This window comes from Streptosporangium sp. CA-135522, assembly GCF_050949235.1.
Classification (GTDB): domain Bacteria; phylum Actinomycetota; class Actinomycetes; order Streptosporangiales; family Streptosporangiaceae; genus Streptosporangium.
The window spans coordinates 3,773,961-3,796,366 of the sequence record NZ_CP192026.1 but is presented as its reverse complement, the minus strand read 5'-3'; the positions used below and the strand labels follow the sequence as shown (position 1 = coordinate 3,796,366).

Sequence of the window (22,406 nt, the reverse complement as noted above, 5' to 3'; positions counted from 1 at the left end):
CTCCGGTGGACGGTCGTACGGCGCCTGGTGAAAACGTACGGCGGCGGCTCCGTACGGGATATCCGCTCAGCGCGGACTTCGTCCGCCTGGCGCGGGATCTCCGTCCGCGAGCTCTCCCGGGTCCCGCCGCGGGCCGTCAGCGGCCGCGCAGCGTCTGCGACGGCGCCTGCCCGTACCGGGCGCGGTAGGCCGCGGCGAACCTCCCCTGGTGCAGGAACCCCCACCGCGCGGCCACGACGGTCACGGTGCATCGGGCGGGGTCACCGGTCACCAGCTCCTCGTGGACCCGGCTCAGGCGTACGTCCCTGAGATAGGTCATCGGGCTCAGGCCGAGATGGCGTCGGAAGCCCTCCTGGAGTGAGCGTCCGCTGACCGCCACGGCGCGGGCCACGTCGCCGATCGTCAGTGGCTGGTGGGCGTGGCCGTCGATGAACTCCATCGCCCGGCGCACCACCTTGGGCACCGCGGGAGAGCGGGGGTCCCGTAGCCGTGCCCGGTAGTTGGACGGCTGCATGGTGAGCAGCGAGGTGAGCAGCGCGTTCTCCAGATGGGTGACCGCCAGCGGCTGCACGGCGAGCCCGTCGTCGTGTTCGGCCTCCTTGACGATCAGGTCGGCCATCGCTCTCCAGGCCCGCGCCCAGCCGGCCGTCATGTCCATGCCCAGGTCGAAGACGATGGGCCGGTCGAGCCGCTCCCCGAGCATGCCTTCCAGCGCGCCCTCGACGGCCGGCCGGTCGAACTTGACGATCAGCTGCGGGCAGCCGGCCTCCCAGCGCATGTCCAGGTGCTCCGACGGCGCGGGCAGGGAGGCCAGCCGTGGGGTCGACACGATCTCCTGCCCGCCGCACCGGATCAGGCTGCGCCCGGCCAGCGGGATCTGCACCAGGAAGAAGGATTCCAGCCGTCCCGGCTCGATGCGGACGTCCGTGCCGTAGTCCAGGTAGTTCACCCGCACGGCGCCGAGCTGGGCGGAGTTGAATCGCGCGGCCAGCCGCGACACGTCCCCGGTCAGCTCCAGCCGGTGCGGGCAGAACACCCGCGCCACCTGCTCGCGTGCCTCGTCGAGGTCCTCGGTGCCGAAAAGCCTTCTGTTGCCGAGCGGAATCCGCTCGCGCGCCTCACCCATCGACGCTCCCGCCCTCGGGCTCCATCGCCTGCGCACGGCAGCGCGAGAGTGCGCGTGACCGGCATGTCGATGGTCACCGCTCCGGGCGTGACCGACCACGTACAAATACGCACAGGCCGCAGGCGCGTTCCGCGCTCCTGGCGGCGCTCGGCGCGGTGTCGCGCGTTCCTGGCGGAGGCTCGGCGCGGCGGGGCGGTCCGGCCGATGGTCGGGCCGGTGGTCGGGCCGCCCCGGGACGCCTGGCCGTACGGCCCGCGCCGCGGCCGGGAACGCCCGGGGCCGGCCCGCCGGCCGGAGTTCAGCAGGTGATGTCCTTGCCGGTGAAGCGGGACCAGGCGATCGAGCCGAAGACCGCGGTGTAGGCGGCGAAGACCAGCAGGCCCTGGGCCATGTCGCCGACGGCCATCGGATCGCGCAGCACCCCGTCGAAGCCGCCCCACCAGTGCGACAGCAGGTACGGCTGGAGGCCGGACAGCTGCGGGATGGCGCCGAGCACCTGGGCGACGATGACCAGGGTCACGGTGGAGGCGATGGCGCCGATGGCCACCTCGGTCAGCGTCGAGAGCGCCAGCGCGACGGCGGCCAGGGCGGCCATGCCCGCCGAGACGTACAGCACGACGACGCCGATCCTGAGCACCCCGTCGAGCAGCGGGATCGTCGCCCCGGACAGCAGGGTGATCGGGCCGGCGGGGAACAGCAGCAGCCCGACGAGCAGCGCGGACAGCGCGATCACACCGACGGCGGCCAGGCAGAAGACGACGGCGTTGGCGTATTTGGCGCCCAGCAGCCGGCCCCGGCCGGCCGGGGCGGCCAGCAGGTAGCGCAGCGTGCCGATGCCCGCCTCCCCGGCGATCGAGTCTCCGGCGACCACCGCGACCGCGACCGGCAGCAGCAGCTGCACCAGGATGGAAAGCGCGGCGAAGGTGAGGAACAGTCCGTTCCCGGTGACCTCCCCGAAGAGCGAGGGTCCCATCTCGGCCTCGTCCGGGCCGCCGAACGTCCGCAGCACGATGCCGATCACCACCGGGACCACGGCGAGCACGGCGAGCATGGCGATGTTCCTCGGCCGCCGGAAGGTCAGCCCCACCTCCGAGCCGACCAGCCGTAGCCAGGCGCGGGGGGCGCCCACCGCCCGTCCCCGAGCGACCGGCGCGATGACCGGCGGGGTGACCCGCGGGATGATCGGCCCGCCGGCCGGCGCGATGACCGGCGCGGCGCCGGCGGCCGTAGGTCCGGCGTCCGCGTCCCCACGGGCCGGCGCGCCGTTCCCGCCGGCGGACACGGCCTCTTCCCGGCTAACCGTTGACATCGAACCCCTCCCCGGTCAGGCCCACGAACATGTCCTCAAGGCTCGGTCGCTGCGCGGCCAGGCCGCGCACGGCCACACCCGCGGACACCAGCGCCGCGCAGACCCGCTCCGGGGCCTCCGCGCCCAGCTCGGCGCCGACCTCGCCGTCGCCGGCCCGGACCTGCGCCAGCCCGAGCGCGGCCAGTACGGCCGCCGCCTCGGCGGTGTCGGGGGTCTCCACCCGGATCCGCACCACCTCGGCGGCCCGCAACTCGGTGATGGGGCCCTGCGCGACCAGCCGGCCGGTCCGCATGACGGCGATGTGGGAGCACATCTGCTCCACTTCGGCCAGCAGGTGGGAGGAGACGAACACGGTCGTGCCCTCGGCGGCGATCTCCTTGACCAACGCCCGCACCTCACGGGTGCCCTGCGGGTCCAGGCCGTTGGTCGGCTCGTCGAGGATCAGCAGCTCCCTCGGGCCGAGCAGCGCCGCGGCGATCACCAGCCGCTGGCGCATGCCCAGCGAGTAGGCGCGGTAGCGCTTGCGCGACGCGGCGGCCAGGCCGACCCGGTCCAGGGCGAGCCCGATCCGGGCGGAGGCCGTACGCGGGTCTGCCGCCGGATCGGCCGCGTCGTAGCGGCGCAGGTTGGCCTCGCCCGACAGGTAGGGGTAGAACGCCGGCCCCTCGACCAGCGCCCCCACCCGGGACAGCACGCCGGGCATCCCACCGGGCATCGGCGTGCCGAGCAGTTCCCAGGCGCCCGCGGTCGGCGAGACCAGGCCGAGCAGCATGCGGATGGTAGTGGTCTTGCCCGAGCCGTTCGGGCCGAGGAAGCCGAAGACCGACCCCCTGGGCACGGCCAGGTCGAGGGTGTCCACGGCGACCTGGCCGCCCCGGAACCGTTTGGTCAGCCCGCGGGTGACGATCGAGCAGTCCTCCGCGGAGTCCGTGGCGGGCGACGCCGGCTCCCGGGCTGCCCGCGCGGCTCCCCCGCCGGTCTCGGTGTTCCGGACGGCGGGCGGGGGCGCCGCGGTGGACGCCCCCCGGCTCTCGTCGAGCTCCGCGAGCTCCGCACCGTGGGTTCCGCTGTCGCGGTCGCCGCGGTCGCCGCGGTCGCCCGCCAGGAGTCGTGTGTCTCCCGGCATCTCTCTCATCCCTGTCCGGCCGCTTCGGTGAGCTTGTCGGGGGTGACCGCCCCGACAAGCAGGCGGCCGTCGTCGGTCAGCAGCGCGGAGACCAGCTTGGTCTGGATGACCCTGCCGCTGCCCCACGTCCCGCTGACCGGCTTGGCCGCCTTCAGCAGGGTGTCGGTGATCGCGGTCGCGTCCTGCCCGGCGGGCCGGCCCTCCGGCTGCGACCGAGCCTGGTCCTTGAGGTCGTCCAGGGAGAACGGGAGAATCGCGACCGTGGTCCAGCCCTTGCCCACGGTCTTGACCTCGCTCTTGAGCTCCTCGGCCCGCTCCTGCCCGGCCTGCGGGTCGCGGCCCAGGTCTGTGAGCGACTTCTCCTCCACCTTCGCGCCCGCGGGCGGGGTGAAGGCGAAGTTGTCCTCGGCGGGCGGGGTGAACGTCACCGAGGTGAAGCCGACCTCGAAGGCCGGCTCGGCCGCGCTCTTGGCGTAGATCTGGACCCGCAGCGGGATGAGGGTCTCCCCGTCGAGCGCCAGCCTGATCTCCTTGACCAGGGAGGAGCCGTCCTTGGGAGCCAGGACGAGCTGGTAGGCCGGGCGGTCGGCGACCCTCTCGGTGTTGCTCACGCTGACCACGGTGTCGGCGTCGGCCCGCTTCAGCGCCTCCTCGGCCAGCTGCTGCGGGGTGGTGGCCGAGGGCAGGGCTGCGGTGTGGTCCCGCGTGAGCCGGGCGCCGGCCGGGTCTTCCGTCGGGGCGCCCTTGATCCGGGTGGCCTTGTGCGCCTGGCTGTCCCACAACCACACCTGGCCGCCGTTGATGATCAGGTCGGTCTCGCTCATGCGTCCGGGAAGGGCGAACCGGACCCGGTCCGCGCCGCCGTACCAGACCTTGAGCTCGTGAGAGCCCGCCAGCAGGGCCGCGGGGGACGCGCCCGCCATGCCCGGCAGCGCGGGCAGGCCGAGCGAGGCGGTCTGCATCACGGTGCCCGACATGGGCTTCAGACCCGACTCGGCGGCCCGGGTCGCGTCGGCGAGCAGCTGCTGGGCGGTGCGCTGGGGCAGCGCCGGCTCTCCCTGGACCGCCGCGATGACCGGGCCCGCCCCGATGGCTCCGGCGACCACCGCGATCGTGGCGATCGGCACGCCCCACCTCACCACGCGGCCTCGTCTCGTTCGCTCTGACATGTCACTCCCTAACGGTATGCCGTCAATCCCTGACATTCGCAGCTTGCGTGAAGGGTCCTGTGCCGGAGCTGAGACAGACTGAGAGGGCTCACAGGGTTCTCAGCCGCCTCTCAGGACGGCTGGCCGAGGATGGGGGCGGACAGTGGCGGACAGCGGAGGAGGGGGAGCATGCGGGTTCTCGTCGTGGAGGACGAGCGGCGGATGGCAGCGGCGCTCCAGCGCGGGCTGCAGGCCGAGGGGTTCGCGGTCGATCTCGCGCACGACGGCGAGGACGGTCTGCACCTGGCCCGGCAGGGCGACTACGACGTGGTCGTACTGGACATCATGTTGCCCAGGATCTCCGGCTACAACGTCTGCAAGCAGTTGCGGGCCGAGGAGAACTGGGTGCCGATCCTGATGCTGTCGGCCAAGGACGGCGAGTACGACATGGCCGACGGGCTGGACCTGGGCGCCGACGACTACCTGACCAAGCCCTTCTCCTACGTCGTGCTGGTGGCCAGGCTCAGGGCGCTGCTGCGGCGCGGCGCGGGCCGGCGTCCCGCCGTGCTGCGGGCCGGGGACCTGTCGCTGGACCCGGCGCGGCGGCGGGTCTGCCGGGGTGAGACGCCGGTGGAGCTGACGCCCAGGGAGTTCGCGCTTCTGGAATATCTGATGCGCCGCCACGACGAGGTCGTCTCCAAGACCGAGATCCTGGAGCACGTCTGGGACACCTTCGACACCGACCCCAACGTGGTCGAGGTCTACGTCGGCTACCTGCGCCGAAAGATCGACGTACCGTTCTCCAGGAGCGCGCTGCAGACGGTCCGCGGGGCCGGATACCGGCTGGCCGGCGATGGAGGCTGACCCGCGCCCGCGGACCGGCGCACGGGACCGGCGGCGCACGGCCGGCTGGTGGCGGCGCAAGAGCCTGCGGTTCCGGCTGACCGCGGTGGCCTCGGCCGTGCTCGGAGTGGCGCTGTTCGTCTCGGCCTATGTGATGATCGGCGTGCTCGGCAGGTCGCTGCTGTCCGCCATCGACGAGTCGATCTACCAGCGGGCCCGCGAAACGGTCTCGCTGGCCGACGCCGAGCGGCTGCCGGAGGAGGTGACCTCGCCCGACGGCATCCTCCTTCAGGTGATCGACGAGACCGGGCGGATCACCCACGCCACCACCGGCACCGACCGGCTCGTCCCGCTGCTGAACGCCGAGGATCGGACGTCCGCGATCGGCAGGGGCCAGGCTCGGTTCCTGGACGGCGAGCCGTACGGGATCCCGCACGTGCTGCGCGTGCGGGTGCTGAGCGCCGACCGGGGCCTGACGGTGATCGCCGCGCGCCCCTTCAGCGAGGTGCAGGCCAGCGTCACCACGACCGGTCACGTGCTGTTCGTCGGCACCCCGCTGCTGCTGGTGCTGCTCGCCGGGGCCAGCTGGGTGATCATCGGTGGGACCCTGCGGCCCATCGCCGCGCTGCGCCGGGGGGCGGAGGAGATCACCGACACCGCCCGCTCCCGGCGGTTGCCGGTGCCCGAGGCCCATGACGAGGTGCACAGTCTGGCCGTCACGCTCAACGACATGCTGGCCCGGCTGGAGAAGGCCGACGCCCGCCAGCGGGCCCTGGTCTCCGACGCGGCGCACGAGCTGCGCAGCCCGCTGGCCAGCATCCGGCTGCAGTTGGAGGTGGCGCTCGGCCATCCGGACGGCCAGGACTGGCGGGAGACGGCCGAGGGCGTGCTCGAAGACACCCTGCGCCTGGCCCGGCTGGCCGAGGACCTGCTCGCGCTGGCCCGCCTGGACGAGCGCGGCGGCGCGCCGGCCCGCAGGGAGCCGGTGGAGCTGGACCAGCTGATCCCCCAGACCGTCGAGCGGTACGGCGGGGCCGTCACGGTGCGGATCGGCGACGGCCCGCTCGAGCGGCCGGGAGCCGCGGGCCGTACGAACGCGAGGCCGGAAGCGGGCACGAAAGCGGGCACGGACGCCGGCGGGGGCGCCGTCACGGGCACGGAAACGGGCACGGAAACGGGCACGGAAACGGGCACGGACGCCGGCGGGGACGTCGGCACGGGCACGGAAACGGGCACGGGCGCCGGCGTGGACCGGGCGGCCGATCCGATCGTGGTCGCCGGAGACGCGCTGGATCTGGGACGGGTGCTGGTCAATCTGGTGGACAACGCCCTGCGGCACACCAGCGCCCCGGTGGCCGTGGAGCTGCGCGTCGCGGGCGCCGACGCGGTGCTCACCGTCACCGACGACGGCCCCGGCATCCCGGAGGCCGACCGGGAGCGGGTCTTCGACCGGTTCACCCGGCTGGACAGCGCCCGCAGCCGTGACGAGGGCGGAGCGGGGCTGGGCCTGGCGATCGTCCGGGAGACCGTCCACGCCCACGGTGGCGCGGTCCACCTGGAGGACGCCTCCCCGGGCCTGCGGGCCGTCGTCCGGCTTCCGCTATCTTGACCGAGGCTTGTCCGTCAGGTGATGGCCGGGGCGCGTTTTCGGATCTAGCGTCGCTTTCATGACTTCCGCTGAGGGCGGTCAACGGGAGATGATCCTGCAGGTCGCGACCCGGCTGTTCGCCGCGCTGGGCTACGATGTGACCTCCATCAGCCAGATCGCCGAAGCCACCGGCCTGGACGTCGCCACCATCACCGAGAGCTTCGGCGGCAAACGCGAGCTGTACATGGCGGTGATGGAGCGCGCGCACCAGGCCGAGCTGTCCGGCCTGCAACGGTCGGTCGCGGGCATCGCAGCCGCGGCGCCCGAAGAGACCGCGGCCGCCGTGCATCACCTCATCGACGACTACATCGACTTCTGCACCCAGAACTCCGAGATCCCCGCGCTCTGGATGCACCGCTGGCTGTTCGACGCCAGCGACGTCCCCGAGCTCGACCGCTACTACGTCCAGCCGCTGGTCCAGTTCGTCACCGAAGCCCTCAGGCCGCTGACCTGTGGCGCTCCCGACTTCAGGTACGTGATCTGGTCGGTGATCTGGTGCACCCACGCCTTCTCCCGCGGCGGGGTGCTCGACGAGGAGGGCAACCGGGTGGGCGCGGAGGACTCGGAGACCCTGCGGCGCTTCCGCGCGTACATGCACGAGATGCTGCGCTGCGTCCTGTCCCTTCGCAGCGATTCCCCCTGATCCGGAGGGGAATCGCTCCCCGGCGTGCGGGCCGCCACCCTCCTTCCGCTATCTTGACCGTGGCTTGTCCGTCCAGTGATTGGCCGGAGCGCGTTTTCGGATCTAGCGTCGCTTTCATGACTTCCGCTGAGGGCGGTCAGCGGGAGATGATCCTGCAGGTCGCCACCCGGCTGTTCGCCGCGCTGGGCTACGACGTGACCTCCATCGGCCAGATCGCCGACGCCACGGGGCTGGACGTCGCCACCGTCACCGAGAGCTTCGGCGGCAAACGCGAGCTGTATCTCGCGGTCATGAACCGGGTATACGAGATCGAGCGGTCCTCCCTGGCCGAGGCGCTCAAGATCGGCCCCGCGACGACTCCCGAGCAGACGTCGGCCCTCATGCACCGGATCGTCGACCACTACATCGATCTGTGCGCGGCCTATCCCGAGGTGCCGACGCTATGGATGCATCGCTGGCTCTCCGACGCCATCGACGTCACCGAGCTGGAGCGACGCTACACCCAGCCGCTGGTCAAGCTCATCCGCGACGCGTTCGCCCCCGCGATGTCCGCCGGGCACATCGGCCCCGACGTCGACCTGGACTACGTCATGTGGTCGTTGCTGTGGTGTGTGAACGGCTTCTCCCAGAGCGGGACGCTCGACCAGGACGGCAACCGCAGGCGCGCCGACGACCCCGAGGCGCTGCGCAGGTTGCGCGTCCACCTCCACCGGATGATCCACCGTGCCGCCTCCCTCCCCGGAGAATTTCCTTGACCCTGGAACACTCCCCCTGGCGGCCGTCGGCGGCCGCACCCTCACTCAGCCGCGGGCGGCCGCTCGGCTACGCCCTGGGCTCGGTCGGCACCGGGGTTTTCCCGCGGTTCCCGGCCTGCTCCTGCTGTGCTACCTGACCGCCCTCCCCACGCTGCTCATACCGCTCAGCCTTCCCCTCGTCATCGCCTACCCCCGGCTCACACGAGCCGTATCCCCCAAGGAGATTCATGAGCCTGCCTGAGAAGGGCCGGGACGTCGAGGAACTGCTCGCCGAGATCTCCCGGCTGAAGCAGGACGACCTGCCGGTGCGCGGAGGCAAGGTGACCGCGTACGTCTACGACACCGGACGACCGCAGGTGCACGAGGCCGCGGCCCGGGCCTACTTCGAGATGCTGGAGGTCAACACCCTCGACCCGACCGCGTTCCCCAGCGTGGTGGAGATGGAAAGGCAGGTCGTCGGCGCGGTCGCCGAGCTGCTGGGCGGCGGCTGCGGCATCTTCACCAGCGGCGGCACCGAGTCGATCATGCTGGCGGTGAAGGCCGCGCGGGACTTCCGGCCGGTGGCGGGGCGTCCCCGGATGGTCGTCCCGGTCACCGCGCATCCTGCCTTCCACAAGGCCGCCCACTATCTGGGGGTGACGGTGGACGCCGTGCCGGTCGACCCGATGACGTTCCGGGCCTCCGTGGCGGCCGTCGAGGCGGCGATCACCGAGGACACGGTGCTGGTGGTGGCCTCGGCGCCGTCCTATCCGCAGGGTGTGGTGGACCCGGTCGCGGAGATGGCGGCGATCGCCTCCGAGCGCGGCGTGCTCTGCCACGTGGACGCCTGCGTGGGCGGGTGGCTGCTGCCCTGGCTGCGTGAGGCCGGGGCGCAGGTCCCGCCGTTCGACCTGTCGGTGCCCGGGATCACCTCGCTCTCCTGCGACCTGCACAAGTTCGGCTACTCTCCCAAGGGCGCCTCGGTCGTGCTGTTCGCCGACCCGGCGTTGCGGAGGAGGGCCTACTTCGCCTCGGCGTCGTGGCCCGGCTACACGGTCATCAACGCCACCGTGCAGAGCTCCAAGTCCGCCGGCCCGCTGGGCGGCGCCTGGGCCACTCTCCAGGCCCTCGGCCGCGACGGCTACCTCGAACTCGGCCGCGCCACCCTGGCGGCGGCCCGGCGGCTTCGCGAGGGCATCGCGCGGATCCCCGGCCTGCGGGTGCTGGGCGACCCCGAATCCGCCCTGGTCGCCTTCGGCTCGGACGAGGTGGACGTGTTCGTGCTGTCCGACGAGGCCAGGAAGCGCGGCTGGTTCCTGCAGCCGCAGCTCTCCTACGCGGGGATTCCGGCCAACATCCACATCACGGTGACCGGGGTGACCCTCCGGGGGGTGGAGGCGATGCTGGAGGTGATCGCGGAGTCCGCGCGGGCGGCGCGGGAGCGCGGTCCGGTGACGCTGCCCGCCGGGCTGGTGGAGCTCGTCGCGAGCCTGGACCTGGACGCGCTGGACGATGCCGCCTTCGGCGAGCTCGCCGCGTCCGTCGGGGTCGATCTCGGCGGGTCGGGTCAGCCGGAGATGGCCGTGGTCAACGCGGTCCTGGACGCGCTGCCGGCCTCCCGGCGGGAGGCGATCCTGATCCGTTTCCTGTCCGTGATCTATGCCTGATCGGAACGCCCGGAGTACATAACAAATTAATTTACTCCTGTCAGGATATTGCGTAAACAATTCGCCTGGTTGACGATAGAACAGTTCCCTCCGCTCCCGGGCTCGTGAGGACGCGCCGGGCCGCCCCGTACGGAAGGCCCCGTCCCGATGAGCGAGGTCACCGGAGCCCGAGCCGCCGGGCCCGTCTCCGCGACGTCGCTCGTCCCCGAACCGGGCCGAACGGCATGACCAGCACCACACGACAGGACCACGTGAAAGGCGAGACGTGCCCCCGTCTCGCGATCGGGCCACCCGTTCCCCCCACGGGTGGCCCGATCTGTTCGGCCGCCGGCCGCCGGGCGCCGGGCGCCGGAGACTACGGCAGCCGCACCCCGCCGAGCTCGGCGACCAGACCGGCCCGGGTCCCGGCCCGGACCCGCAGCTCGACGCCGAGCGCGGCCAGGTCTGCGGCGACGGCTCGGGGGTCGGGGTGGAGGGCGGTGAAGGAGGTGAGCTCCGCCACGGGCAGGCCGCGGTCGGCGGGATGGACCGTGCTCCCCCAGTCGATCAGGAACGGGACCAGGCCGTCGCGGTTGCCCTCGTGCGGCCAGGTGAGCCGCCACTCCAGCAGTTCGCCGTCCGGGGTGCGGCGTGACAGCGGGCTGATCTCCCCGGGGTCGTAGCCGCTCCTCCTGGCCGCGGCGACGGTCTCCTCCAGATCGGCGGAGCGCACCGCCCAGGTGACCAGGCGGGCGGCGGCGAGCCCGTCGATGCCGAACGGGCGGGCGAGCTCGGGCTCGGGCTGCCCGGGGTCCGGACCGACGATCTCCAAGTAACGGCGGCCGCCGAGGCCGAGCAGGTAGTTGCGGGTGCCCCGGCCCACGTGCCGCCCGCCCTCCACGGGCCGCACGCCGGTCATGGCGGCGACCTCGCGCACGGTCCCGTCCAGGTCGGGGGTGGCGTAGACGAGATGGTCGAGCAGTTCTTCGGTCATGTACGGGCTCCCCGCGCGTGCTTGCCGAGCGCTGTCAGTATCGCCTCCTGCGCGAAATCTCCGTTCTCCGCGCCGGTCAGGAGGTCCGCGCGGGTCAGGAGGGGAGCCGTCCCCGCAGCCCGGCGACGGCGGCCAGCGCGGTGCGGGCGGAGGCGGCGTCATGGACTCTGAAGACCCGGGCGCCCTGCCAGGCGGAGACCGCCAGAGTCGCCATGGTGCCGGCGTGGCGCTCGTCGACCGGCAGGCCCCCGAGAGTCTCGCCGACGAAATCCTTGTTGGAGACGGCGACGAGCACCGGCCAGCCGGTGGCCACCATCTCGTGCAGGCGGCGGCTGACCTCGAGGGAGTGCCAGGTGTTCTTGCCGAAGTCGTGCGCCGGATCGATCAGTATCGACTCCCTGCGGACCCCCGCGGCGACCGCCCGCTCGGCGAGGGCGGTGGTGTAGCCGATGACGTCGGCGACCACGTCGTCGTAGGCGATACGGTGCGGGCGAGTGCGGGGGACGACGCGTCCGGCATGCGCGCAGACCAGCCCGATGCCGTGCTTGGCGGCGACCTCGGCCAGTGCGGGGTCGACCCCGCCCCAGGTGTCGTTGAGCAGGTCGGCGCCCGCCTCGGCGACGACCTCGCCTACCTCGGCGCGCCAGGTGTCGACGCTGATGATCAGCTGGGGATGACGTTCCCGGACCGCCGCGACCAGATCGGCCACCCGGCGGATCTCTTCGGCCGGGTCCACCTCTTCACCGGGGCCGGCCTTGACGCCACCGATGTCCACGATGTCCGCGCCGCCGTCGACGGCCTCGTCCACCGCCTCCAGGGCGGCCGCGAAGCCGTAGGTCCTGCCTCTGTCGAAGAAGGAGTCAGGGGTGCGGTTGACCACCGCCATGATCGCGAACTCGCCAGGCCGGAACTCACGGCCACGCAGGCGCAAGATAGTCATCGAGACCGAGCCTATCGCCCGGTGTCGGAGAGGCAGGCGCTCCCACCTGCGCCGCCTCTGGGGGTTTTCGGGAAGGACGAACGACGCGTTCCTAAGCGGCCGACCCACCTTCGGCCACGGAAAGGAACTCCTGGGCGATGGCGGGCAGCCGCCGTCGCGCGTGGACAAGGGCGATCACCCGGCGGACCGAGGGATGGAGGGGACGGACCACCAGCCCGGCCCGGGCGGCCTGCTCGGCCATCCCCCGGTACCAGAGCAGGGAGGCCGCACCCGAGCGGACCGTGTTCAGCCAGTTGCCCCGCTCGTCCAGCTGTACGGACGGCACCGGGGCGACGCCGTACTTGGCGAACAGGGCGTCGAACTCCCTGCGCCGGGCGCTGCCCGGCACCGGCAGGACCAGCCGCATGCCGTTGAGCCTGCTCATCGGCACCGGGTCGGGCAGATCCATGCCGGGCGGGGAGATCAGCACGATCTCCTGACGCTCCAGCGGATGGCTGATCAGGTCGGTGGGGACGGGCAGGTCCGTCAGGCCGAGATCGGCCCGTTGGTCCCTGATGGCGTTCACCACGCCGTCCCGTCCGTCACAGCGGACGATGTGCACGCGCACTCCGGGATGCTCGGCACTGTAGGCGGGAAGGAGGCGCCCGGCCAGCCCCGGCTCAAGGCTCGGGGTCGAGGCGATGCGCAACTCCGCCTCGGCGTGACCATGGCTGGACAGCGCCTCGATCTCGCGAACCGCGTCGAGTGCCTCCCGGGCGAGCTTGACCACCCGGCGCCCCTGCGCCGTGACGACCACGCCACGCCCGGAACGGGCGAACAACGTCATCCCGAGCTCTCGTTCGAGATCTCTGATCGCGCGTGAAAGCGCAGGTTGCGCGATGTACAGCGACCTGGCCGCGTCGGTCATGGTGCGATGCTCCGCTGTCGCGACCACATAGCGGAGCTGCTGCAGATTCATGGCTTTGAAGCTAAATCACGGGGGCGGCATCGGTCCCGCACATCGCGGAGATCACCTTGGATGATTTCGGAATGTAATCGAATGCAGCGACATCCGTGACGGGTGAGAAATCAGTATGCTTACGCCCCAAATTCGATAAAGATCCTGGCATTCATGCCATAGAGGACGTTCGGGTTAACGGGGAGACAGCGTGTCAGGCAACGGGCAGTACCCTCCAGCACCACCTCCACCCCAGGGGTATCCGCTCCCCGACCGGCAACCGCCCGGCTGGGCCCCCGCCCCGCCCCAGGGACCTCCCCAGGAATATCCGCCCCAGGGCCCTCCGCAGAACCACCTACAAGGCCATCCCCAGGGCCCTCCGGCGCAGTGGCCGCCCGCGCAGGGACACCCCGCCCCGCCGCCCGCCCAGGGGTTCCCGTCCGGTTACGGCCATCCGCCCGCCCCGCCGCCGCCGCCGAACCAGGGGCATCCCTCTCCTGCGCCCCCTCAGGCGTATCCCCCTCAGGCTCATCCCCCTCGGACCTATCCGCCCCATCCGCTCCCGCCCCAGGGACCGCACCCGGGTCATCCGGCGCCGGGCCGTCCGCCCGCGCCCGGACAGGGCTACCCACCCGCGCCCGGACAGGGCCATCCGCCGCAGCCCCCGGGACAGGGCTACCCGGCCCAATCGCCACCCGGGCAGGGCTACCCGCCACCGGTGCCGCCCGGGCAGGGACATCCGCCCCAGCCCTTCCCGCCCCGGGGGCCGATGCCGTACGGCCAGCCGCCGCCCCCGCCACCCGATCCCCGGCGGCGGCAGCCGTCGTACCCGCCGCCCCAGTGGCAGCCGCAGCGCCCTCGCTCCGGCGGCGGAGCAGGGGCGGTCATCGGCGGGATCTTCGGGGTGGTCGCGCTGGTGTTCGTCGGGCTCGTGGTGGTCGGAGCGCTGATCAAGAGCGGCCGCCACGCGGATCCGGTCTCGCCGATCGCGATCCCCACCTTCGGCACGTCCGAACGGCCCACGAGCACTCCCACCTCCCCGGAGGCCACCGAGTCGAGCTCCGCCGAGCCCACCAGGTCCACCGATCCCACCGAGAATCCGGTCAAGCAGCAGGTCCTGAACACCAGCCTGAAGAACAACACCCTCTACCGGGCAGGCGGCCTGCCCCCGGTGAGCTGTCCGGTGGGATCGCCCAGCATCTACGACCACAGCCAGCTCAAGGCACTGATCCTGAAGACGTCCAGGTGTCTGGACAAGGCCTGGTCCCAGGTCATGCGCGCGCAGGGCATCGCCTGGCAGCGTCCGGGCTACGCCATCGTCGCCACCAAGGGACGCGGCGCCTGCGGCGACTTCCCCTCGCGCAACAGCAACGTGCCCTACTACTGCCCGCGCAACGACACCATCTACGGCTCGACCTCGGCCCTGGTGAAGGAGTACGGCGACGGCCTTCCCTGGCACGGGGCGATCGTCAGCATGATGGCCCACGAGTACGGGCACCACGTCCAGGAGCTGTCCGGCCTGTCCGACAGTTGGTGGCGGCAGACCTCGCAGGCCACGAGCGAGAGCGGCAAGCTGGCGCTGAGCCGCCGGGGCGAGCTCCAGGCCACCTGCTTCGGCGCGATGTTCATGCGCTCGGTCGCGGCCACCTACCCGGTCACCCCGGCGCGGCGCAACACCCTCTACTACTTCTACTCGCAGGTCGGCGACTGGCAGGGCCATCCCCGCGACCACGGTTCCCCCACGAACAACAACCGCTGGTTCCGTCAGGGCTACGAGAAGAACAAGACGTTCCAGTGCAACACCTGGCTGGCCCCGTCTTCATCGACGTCATAGCGTAGATGACCGTTAACCGAAAATTGGTCATCTGTCTGTCATGTCCAGGTATGGGGACTAGAATCCTGGCAATTCTGTGAAATCGGGGAATCTGGTCCGTTTCGCCAGGTGGACCGGGATAAGACCTAGGAAGCGGTGTGACGATGCACCTTGGGCAAGACTCGGGGGAGCCCGCCGGCGACGGCGGGAAACAAAACCCCCGGCGGCACGGCACGGGCGGTGAGGCACAGCCCGGCGCAGACGGCGCGCGGGGCCCCCACGACGTGTGGGTGGCGGGGACGCCGGAGGCCGGCCCGATGCGCGAGCCCGAGGGCGCGGCGGAGGCCACCGAGCAGGCGACGGGGCCGGTCCCTTCCGGACCTCCCGCGCCCCCGCCGCCCGGCACCGCTCCCAAGGGGCGTCCGCAGTTCGCCAAGCCGCTGACGACCGGCTCGCTCATCGGCTGGACCCTCCTGTCGGCGATCCTGCCCGGCGCGGCGCACCTGCGCGCCGGGCGCCGCCGCATCGGCTACGTCCTGCTCGGCGTGTTCGCCCTGTTGCTGGTGACCGCGCTCGTCGGCGGCCTCGTCCTGAAGAGCTCGCAGGAGGACTTCGGGTTCTTCACCCGCGACAGCACGCTCCTGACCGGTGCGGTTGTCGCCGGGGCGGGCGCGCTCTGCTGGTTCCTGCTGGTGCTGTCGTCCTACATCACCCTGAGACCCAACCGGCTGACCGGCCGGGGGCAGATCGTCTCGGGCGTCGTCGTCGGACTGCTGTGCGTGTCGGTGATGGCGCCGTTCGCGCTGACCGCGAACACGGTGCTGACCGCCAAGGAGACGGCCAACACCATCTTCCAGCCCGCCGCGAGCGACCCGACGGCGGTCCCGATCAAGCACGACGACCCCTGGGCCGGCCGGGACCGGGTGAACTTCCTGCTCATCGGCGGTGACGGGGCCGGCAACCGCGAGGGCATCCGGACCGACAGCATGACCGTGGCCAGCGTCGACGTCAAAACCGCCAACACGGTCATGTTCAGCCTGCCCCGCAACATGCAGCACGTCCACTTCCCCCCCAACACCCCGCTCGGCAAGCGGTTCCCCAACGGCTTCATGCGCGAGCTGCCCAACGGCGGGCTGCTCAACGAGGTCTGGCAGTACGGCGAGGAACACCCCGAGGTCGTCCCGGGCAAGGACGGGCAGCGGGGCGCCCGGGCGCTCATGGACGCCATCGGCTACACGCTCAACCTGAAGATCGACTACTACGCCCTGATCAACATGTTCGGCTTCGCCCACCTGGTGGACGCCATCGGCGGCCTGAAGATCCGGGTGGACACCGACGTCAAGTGGGGCGGCCTCTACGGCACCGCGGGCACGATCAAGGCGGGTTACCAGACGCTGTCCGGCGAGGAGGCGCTGTGGTACGGCCGCTCCCGCGTCGGTAGCGACGACTTCTCCCGCATGGCCCGTCAACGGTGCGTCATCGGCGCCTTCGCCCAGCAGGCCACCCCGCAGGTCGTGCTCACCAACTTCGTCAAGATCGCGAACGTCGCCAAGCGGATGGCCAGGACCAACATCCCCCGAGAGCTGCTGGAGCACGTGACCGGGCTGGCCATCCGGGTCAAGGACGCCAGGATCACCAGCCTGCAGTTCGTGCCGCCGGAGTTCTTCAGCGGCTCCCCCGACTGGCAGAAGATCCGCACCGTGACCGCCCGGGCGCTGCGTCAGTCCGTCCAGCCCGGCCGCCGCGCCCTGGCCGCCGGCGTGACGGCCTCCCCCGAGGCGAGCGGCGCCACCCCGACCCCCACCCCGACGCCCAGCAGGACCGCCACGGCCCGGCCGAGCGAGACCCCCACCCAGAACGGCAAGGTCGCCAAGTCCCTCGGCGAGCTCTGCGGGTTCTGACCGCCCGCTTGCACCACCCATGTGGCCCAGCCTCCCCTCGTGGGAGGCCGGGCCACGGTCGTCTACCCTTGTCCGGGCGGGCCCGGACGGGTCCGGGCGGCCTCGGCCCGGACGGTCCCACCCGACCTCAGGTGGCCTTGGCCCCGCGAGGAAGCAGGACGAAGGCGCCGAGATAGAGGACGCCCGCCACGATCAGCAGGGCCTGGTAGCCGATCACCAGCGCCAGGTACTCCAGGCAGCCGCCGACCATCGCGCCCAGCAGGTTCGCGCCGAAAGCGGTCGTGCCGTCACCGGAGCCGGCGAAGCGCTTGGCGAACACCACGTTGGCCGCGAAGATCGGCAGGAACGCCACGATCACCGCGACCACCGCCCGCAACGGCAGCGGCAGTCCCAGCAACCAGGAGTTGGGCACCAGCCAGGCCAGTACCAGCCCGGCGAGCAGCACGCCGTACATGACGGGCAGCGGCGGGGTCGTGAAGCGGCGGGTCACCTCCACCGCGGCGAGCACGGCGACCAGCACGCCGGCGAAGACGATCGCGTTCACCACCCAGGTCGTGCCGAACAGCAGCGCGAACCCCGTCACGCTCTTGGTCTCCAGCAGCAGGAAGGCCACGCCCAGCAGGAACAGGTCGGCGTAGGGGCGCATCCGGGTGTACGGCCCGGCCACCACCCGCACCGCCAGCATGCTCACGATCAGGATCAGGCCGAGGGTGATGATGTAGATCTGCGGGATCGTCCGGTCCTTCAGATAGAGGAACGGGCGGTCGTCGCCGGTCGGCGGCGGGGTGTCGGCGGTCGCGCCGGCCCACTCCGCGCCGCAGCTCTGGGCCTGGGTGGTGAGGCCGGCGGTGATCACGGCCTGCTGGCCGGTCTCGCTGACGATGTCCACGCACGGCTTGTGCCCGAAGGCGGCCTGCATGGTGGCGGCGAGCCGGTCCACCAGCCAGCTCTCCCGGTAGTAGTTGTACATGGAGAAGGTGCCGCCGGGCTTGAGGTGGTCCCGGGCCGCCTCCATGGCCTGCTGGGTGAACAGGTAGCTCTCCAGCCGCAGCGAGCTCGCCCCGGAGACCAGGGTGAGCGAGTCGGGCAGCGCGAAGAGGATCAGGTCGTACTTCCCGGAGGTGCGCTCCAGGAAGGCACGGCCGTCGGTGACGACGGTTCTGACACGGGGGTCGCTGTAGGGCCGGTCCGGGTGGTAGGTCGCGCCGAGCTCGCGGAGCTTGGGGTCGATCTCCACCGCGTCCACGTGCTTGGCCCCCTTGGACAGCGCGATCGCCACGTCGGTGCCACTGCCCGCGCCGACGATCAGGACGTCGTCCAGCTTCTGTGCCGTCGCCCGCTCGTACGGCAGCGCGTACTGCCGCTCCCACTCCAGCCGGTTGCGCGCCGGGACGGCCTGCTGGTGCGGGATTCCGTTGACCTGGATGTCCATCACCGGGACGCCGCCGTAGTCCAGGCGGTTGTAGGTGACCTTGTAGTAGGGCGACCACAGCGCCCCCGCCGTCAGCGTCTCCACCGCCAGCGCCCCGACGATGACCAGCGAGGGGATGGCCAGCGCGACCCGCCCCCACACCTTGCGCGGCCACAGCAGCGCGATGTAGGCGACCGCGGCGATCGTCCCCCACACGACCGGGGGCGCGCTGAGGAACGACAGCCCGGTGAACAGCGCGATGCCGGTAAGGCTGCCGAGCAGGTCGTAGCGGTAGGCCTCCAGCCGGTCCAGTTCGGGGAAGCACCGGCCGACCAGCTCCGCCGGGCCCATCAGCACGATCGCCGCCGCGGCGAAGATCACCGGCAGGATCAGCCACGGCGGCGGCCCGCTGGTGCTCAGGCTGGTCCAGTACAGGACGCCCTCGGTCTGCCGGTCCACGGTGACCGGGAAGAACAGGATGACCAACACGAGGACGGCCAGCACGATCGGCGAGTAGTACGGCTGCCGCGTCGTGCGTCCCACCCGAAGGAAACCGAGTCCGATACCGAGGAACGAACCGAGAAGGACGAAATTCGTGAAGTAACTCAGATGCACAATGTTCGATCCGGTCCACCGGATCAGAGCCAGTTCCAGGAAAAGCATGAATGCGCTGGCCAGGACCAGTCTCGGCCTGGTGCCCAGCCAGTGCGCTGACAGGGCATCGGAAGGGGGGGATGGCGTTGTCTCCGCCGCTGCGGTCATGCCGTACAACGCTAGTGACCGTCCCAGCCCCAGGGAAGGAAATAAGTGTCGGCGGTTTGCGATGATTAGGGACACGAAGACCCATGCACGCTGTTTTGAACGGCTGGACGTGGCCGAGGCGCATGAAGGAACGTGGTGGAGTCCGTTTCCCTTCAGCCCTGGTGGTGCACCATGCGGGTCCTCATCCAGCTCCGCCCCTCTCCGGACGTCGTCGCGGCGGTGGCCGACCCCGATGTGACCGCGACCACGACCGACGTCGCCGACGGCCTGCCCGGGGTCGTCCTGGATCCCTCCTTCACCCCGATCGCCGTGCCACGCCCCATCCCCGCGCCCGGGGGTGACCCTCTGTCCCTGAACCAGTCGCTGACCTTCTCCCTCGCCGCCGACCACGCCTCGGTCATGGTCCGCGGGGAGATCTCCGACGACGAGCTGTCCACCCGGGTGACCCTGCTGCCCACACTCCGCAACGACGTCGTGGGGGTGTTCGCCGATCCGGTGATCGAGCCGAACCTCACCTGCGGCGGCGACGCCCCGGTGGGCGACTGGCACGACGTGGAGCGGCTGCTGCACGTCGCCGAGCTGCACGCCGAGGGGCTGGACGGGTCCGGCGTCGCGCTGGCGGTGCTGGACACCGGCATCAACGCCGCGCACGTGAAGCGCCACCTCGGCCGCGAGTTCCTGCTGGACGAGGAGCGGAGCTGGAACCCCGACGGGGTGACCGGCAGACCGGGCGAGTTCCCGGTCAACCACGGCACGATGTGCGCGTTCGACACGCTCATCGCCGCTCCGGGGGCGTCGCTGATCGACATTCCCGTCCTGCTCTCCCAGCGTCCGGGCGGCTCCGCCCTGGACGGCCTGCTGTCGGACGCGGTCGCGGCCTTCGCCCACCTGCGCACCGTCCTGGAGGCCCAGCCCGAGGAGTCACGCTCCCTGGTCATCAGCAACAGCTGGGGTTCCTTCTCTCCCCGCTGGGACTTCCCGGTCGGCCACCCCGGTAACTACTCCGACAACCCGGCCCACCCGTTCAACCTGATCGTGGCCAGCCTGGCGCAGGCGGGCGCCGATGTGCTGTTCGCCGCCGGCAACTGCGGACGCGAATGCAAGGACGGCCGGTGCGCCTATCCGGACCGGCCGATCGCGGGCGCCAACTCCCACCAGGGAGTGCTGTCCGTCGGCGGCGTCGACACCAACGGCGAGCGGGTCGGATACTCCTCCCAGGGGCCGGGCCGCCTGAGCCTGCGCAAGCCGGACCTCTGCTCCTACACCCACTTCTCCGGCTCCAAGGCCTTCGGCGACGGCGAGCCGGACTCGGGCACCTCGGCCGCCTGTCCCGTGGCCGCCGGCCTGGTGGCGGCCATCCGCACCCGGTGGCCCTCCTCCGTCCTGTCCCCCTCCCAGCTGCGCACCCTGCTCCGCCGCACGGCCGACGACCGCAGCGACATCGGGTTCGACTACGACTACGGCTACGGCATCGTCGACAGCTTGGGGGTGGTCGCCTCATTGCGCCGCAGGGCCATGCGCGTAGCGTGAGGTCATGGTTCTCGTCACCGTAAGACTCCCGCCCCGGGCGACGCTCGCACAGGCAATGCACCGCCTGGGGCTGTCGGAGGAAGAGGTCGACATCGGCTACGGTCTGGTGCTCATCGATCCCGACCAGGGCCTGTACGGCCTGCGCGTGACCGAGGAGGCCGCCCGCCGCGTCGACCCGGCGGCAGGCGGCGGGCCCTACGCCGACCCGAGGATCGAGCCCTACGGCCCGCCGGAGTGAGACGGGCCGTAGGGGACGGGACGCGCCGGCGAGGCGGGATGGGTCGCCGGTGCGAAACGGTCGGCCGGCGGACCGAGGGGAAACGGTCCGCCGGGGTGAGAGGGGACGGCGTCGGCGCTCAGGCGTTCTCGCGGTTGAAGACGCGGGTGCCGACCGTCACGCAGACCATCGAAAGGATCAGGGTCACCGCGACCCCCGCGGCCACGGTCCAGGTCGTGTAGCGCCCGTCGAACAGATCGCGCATGGCCTCCAGCACGTAGCGGAACGGGGTGAGCCGGGACAACGCGTCCAACCAGCCGGGCGCCATCGACATCGGCAGGAACGCCCCGGAGAGCAGGACCAGCGGGACGACCGCGGTGCTCATGACCGGCGCGAACATGTCGTTGTTCATGGTGAGTGCGATCGCGTTGGACAGTGCGGCCAGGCTCACCCCCAGCAGCGCCATGAGGACGAGCCCGGCCAGCACGCCGGGGATCGCCGCGCGCATGCCGAAGGCGTAGCCCACCACGATCAACATCACCGACTGGATCAGCAGGGTGACCGAGTTGCCCAGAACCCTGCCGAGCAGCAGGGACATCCGGTGCGCCGGAGTGACCCGCAGCCGCTCCAGCACGCCCGACCTGGCGTCGAAGACGACACCGAATCCGGCCATACCCGCGCTGAGCAGCCCCACCTGGACCAGCAGGCCGGGGATCAGCGTCTCCCAGGTCCCGATCGTGGCGAAGAGCGGGCCGAACAGCACCAGGTAGAGCAGGGGCTGCACGACGCCGAAGATGATCCCGATCTTCTGCCGCAGGGAGATCCGGACGTTGTACCGGAAGATCAGCCAGGTGTCACGGACGATGCTCATCGGTCGCTCACCCTTCCCCGTTCGCCACGTCGGCCGTTTCTCCCCGGAGAGAGTCTCCCCGGAGAGAGCCGGCCGTCTTCTCCCGGAGGGAACGGCCGGTGATGGACAGGAAGACGTCGTCGAGGGTGCCGACACCGTCCTTGAGCTCGGCCGGAGTGCCCTCGGCCACGATCACTCCGTGGTCGATGATGAGCAGCCGGTCGGCGAGCGCGTCCGCCTCTTCGAGGTAGTGGGTGGTCAGGAAGACCGTGAGACCGCGCTCGGCGCGCAGGCGCCTGACGTGGTCCCAGAGGTCGGCCCGGCTCTGCGGGTCGAGACCGGTGGTGGGCTCGTCGAGGAAGAGCAGCGCCGGGCCGTGGACCAGGCCGAAGGCGAGGTCGAACCGGCGGCGTTGGCCGCCGGAGAGCGCACCGCCCGGACGGGTCTGCAGGCCGGTGAGGGCGAGGTCGCCGAGCACCTCGCGGACCCGTTCGCGAGCCTGGGCGGGCCGCATGCCGTACAGCATGGCGTGGAGTTCGAGCTCCTCGCCGACCGGGTTGACCGGGCTGAGCCCACCGGCCTGGGACACGTAGCCGATCCGCCGCCGCACCCCCTCGGGATCGGCGAGCAGGTCGTGCCCGGCGACCGTGGCGGTGCCCCCCGAGGGGCGCAGCAGCGTGGTCAGCATGCGCATGGTGGTCGTCTTCCCCGCACCGTTGGGACCGAGGAAACCGACGATCTCCCCCGCCTCGACGGCCAGGTCCACGCCTCGGACGGCCTCGATGCCGCCCGGGAACGTCTTGCTCAGACTCGATGTCTTGATCATTT

General features: G+C 71.4%; 19 protein-coding genes. 9 read left to right on the top strand and 10 right to left on the bottom strand.

The window, feature by feature from the left end; translation table 11 throughout:
• Positions 1 to 136: 136 nt before the first annotated feature.
• From ACQPYK_RS17800 to ACQPYK_RS17785, 4 genes are all read right to left on the bottom strand, one after another.
• Positions 137 to 1,126, bottom strand: coding sequence for an AraC family transcriptional regulator (locus ACQPYK_RS17800; RefSeq protein ID WP_433256551.1), 990 nt, complete (start codon positions 1,124 to 1,126; stop codon positions 137 to 139).
• Positions 1,127 to 1,424: 298 nt separating this feature from the next.
• Positions 1,425 to 2,435, bottom strand: coding sequence for an ABC transporter permease (locus tag ACQPYK_RS17795; RefSeq protein ID WP_433256549.1), 1,011 nt, complete (start codon positions 2,433 to 2,435; stop codon positions 1,425 to 1,427).
• On the bottom strand, positions 2,422 to 3,561 hold the full coding sequence (locus ACQPYK_RS17790) for an ABC transporter ATP-binding protein (RefSeq protein WP_433256547.1): 1,140 nt from the start codon (positions 3,559 to 3,561) through the stop codon (positions 2,422 to 2,424). The genes ACQPYK_RS17795 and ACQPYK_RS17790 overlap by 14 nt, the downstream gene beginning before the upstream one ends.
• Before the next feature lie 5 nt (positions 3,562 to 3,566).
• Complete coding sequence (locus ACQPYK_RS17785) at positions 3,567 to 4,730, bottom strand: LolA family protein (protein WP_433256545.1); 1,164 nt, start codon at positions 4,728 to 4,730, stop codon at positions 3,567 to 3,569.
• A 168-nt stretch (positions 4,731 to 4,898) separates the two neighbouring features.
• Between ACQPYK_RS17785 and ACQPYK_RS17780 the strand changes: the two genes are divergently transcribed.
• The 5 genes from ACQPYK_RS17780 to ACQPYK_RS17760 all read left to right on the top strand — a co-directional run bounded on the left by ACQPYK_RS17780 (position 4,899) and on the right by ACQPYK_RS17760 (position 10,244).
• Positions 4,899 to 5,573 carry a response regulator transcription factor gene (locus ACQPYK_RS17780; RefSeq protein WP_433256543.1) on the top strand — a complete coding sequence of 225 codons (675 nt, stop codon included), beginning with the start codon at positions 4,899 to 4,901 and terminating at the stop codon, positions 5,571 to 5,573.
• Positions 5,563 to 7,161, top strand: coding sequence for a sensor histidine kinase (locus tag ACQPYK_RS17775; RefSeq protein ID WP_433256542.1), 1,599 nt, complete (start codon positions 5,563 to 5,565; stop codon positions 7,159 to 7,161). Before ACQPYK_RS17780 ends, ACQPYK_RS17775 begins: the two co-directional genes overlap by 11 nt.
• A gap of 58 nt (positions 7,162 to 7,219) precedes the next feature.
• A complete protein-coding gene (locus ACQPYK_RS17770) occupies positions 7,220 to 7,843 on the top strand; it encodes a TetR/AcrR family transcriptional regulator (RefSeq protein ID WP_433256541.1) in 624 nt (207 codons plus the stop codon).
• 116 nt (positions 7,844 to 7,959) lie between these two features.
• Entirely contained in the window at positions 7,960 to 8,598 is a 639-nt protein-coding gene (locus ACQPYK_RS17765; RefSeq protein WP_433256539.1) for a TetR/AcrR family transcriptional regulator, read from the top strand.
• Positions 8,599 to 8,825: 227 nt separating this feature from the next.
• On the top strand, positions 8,826 to 10,244 hold the full coding sequence (locus ACQPYK_RS17760) for a pyridoxal phosphate-dependent decarboxylase family protein (protein ID WP_433256538.1): 1,419 nt from the start codon (positions 8,826 to 8,828) through the stop codon (positions 10,242 to 10,244).
• 355 nt (positions 10,245 to 10,599) lie between these two features.
• Here ACQPYK_RS17760 and ACQPYK_RS17755 read toward each other — a convergent pair whose 3' ends face one another.
• The 3 genes from ACQPYK_RS17755 to ACQPYK_RS17745 all read right to left on the bottom strand — a co-directional run bounded on the left by ACQPYK_RS17755 (position 10,600) and on the right by ACQPYK_RS17745 (position 13,115).
• Positions 10,600 to 11,217 (bottom strand): VOC family protein, encoded by a 618-nt coding sequence (locus ACQPYK_RS17755; RefSeq protein WP_433256536.1) that lies wholly within the window; start codon positions 11,215 to 11,217, stop codon positions 10,600 to 10,602.
• Positions 11,218 to 11,311: 94 nt separating this feature from the next.
• Complete coding sequence (gene folP / locus ACQPYK_RS17750; RefSeq protein ID WP_433256534.1) at positions 11,312 to 12,157, bottom strand: dihydropteroate synthase; 846 nt, start codon at positions 12,155 to 12,157, stop codon at positions 11,312 to 11,314.
• A 91-nt stretch (positions 12,158 to 12,248) separates the two neighbouring features.
• Positions 12,249 to 13,115, bottom strand: a complete 867-nt coding sequence (locus ACQPYK_RS17745) for a LysR family transcriptional regulator (RefSeq protein ID WP_433256532.1) — start codon at positions 13,113 to 13,115, stop codon at positions 12,249 to 12,251.
• Between the two features lie 697 nt (positions 13,116 to 13,812).
• Here ACQPYK_RS17745 and ACQPYK_RS17740 point away from each other — a divergent pair.
• Complete coding sequence (locus ACQPYK_RS17740) at positions 13,813 to 14,928, top strand: neutral zinc metallopeptidase (RefSeq protein ID WP_433256530.1); 1,116 nt, start codon at positions 13,813 to 13,815, stop codon at positions 14,926 to 14,928.
• 143 nt (positions 14,929 to 15,071) lie between these two features.
• Complete coding sequence (locus ACQPYK_RS17735) at positions 15,072 to 16,808, top strand: LCP family protein (protein ID WP_433258824.1); 1,737 nt, start codon at positions 15,072 to 15,074, stop codon at positions 16,806 to 16,808.
• 127 nt (positions 16,809 to 16,935) lie between these two features.
• Here the strand turns inward: ACQPYK_RS17735 and ACQPYK_RS17730 are convergent, their stop codons facing one another.
• Positions 16,936 to 18,762 carry a spermidine synthase gene (locus ACQPYK_RS17730; RefSeq protein ID WP_433256528.1) on the bottom strand — a complete coding sequence of 609 codons (1,827 nt, stop codon included), beginning with the start codon at positions 18,760 to 18,762 and terminating at the stop codon, positions 16,936 to 16,938.
• Between the two features lie 354 nt (positions 18,763 to 19,116).
• Here ACQPYK_RS17730 and ACQPYK_RS17725 point away from each other — a divergent pair, with 354 nt between their 5' ends.
• Positions 19,117 to 20,511: a S8 family serine peptidase gene (locus ACQPYK_RS17725; protein ID WP_433256526.1), complete on the top strand. Its 1,395-nt coding sequence runs from the start codon at positions 19,117 to 19,119 to the stop codon at positions 20,509 to 20,511.
• Between the two features lie 4 nt (positions 20,512 to 20,515).
• Positions 20,516 to 20,749, top strand: a complete 234-nt coding sequence (locus tag ACQPYK_RS17720; protein ID WP_433256524.1) for a hypothetical protein — start codon at positions 20,516 to 20,518, stop codon at positions 20,747 to 20,749.
• 118 nt (positions 20,750 to 20,867) lie between these two features.
• On the opposite strand, the gene ACQPYK_RS17715 is transcribed toward ACQPYK_RS17720, so the two are convergent.
• On the bottom strand, positions 20,868 to 21,599 hold the full coding sequence (locus tag ACQPYK_RS17715) for an ABC transporter permease (RefSeq protein ID WP_433256523.1): 732 nt from the start codon (positions 21,597 to 21,599) through the stop codon (positions 20,868 to 20,870).
• Between the two features lie 7 nt (positions 21,600 to 21,606).
• A complete protein-coding gene (locus ACQPYK_RS17710; protein ID WP_433256521.1) occupies positions 21,607 to 22,404 on the bottom strand; it encodes an ABC transporter ATP-binding protein in 798 nt (265 codons plus the stop codon).
• Between the last annotated feature and the right edge of the window lie 2 nt (positions 22,405 to 22,406).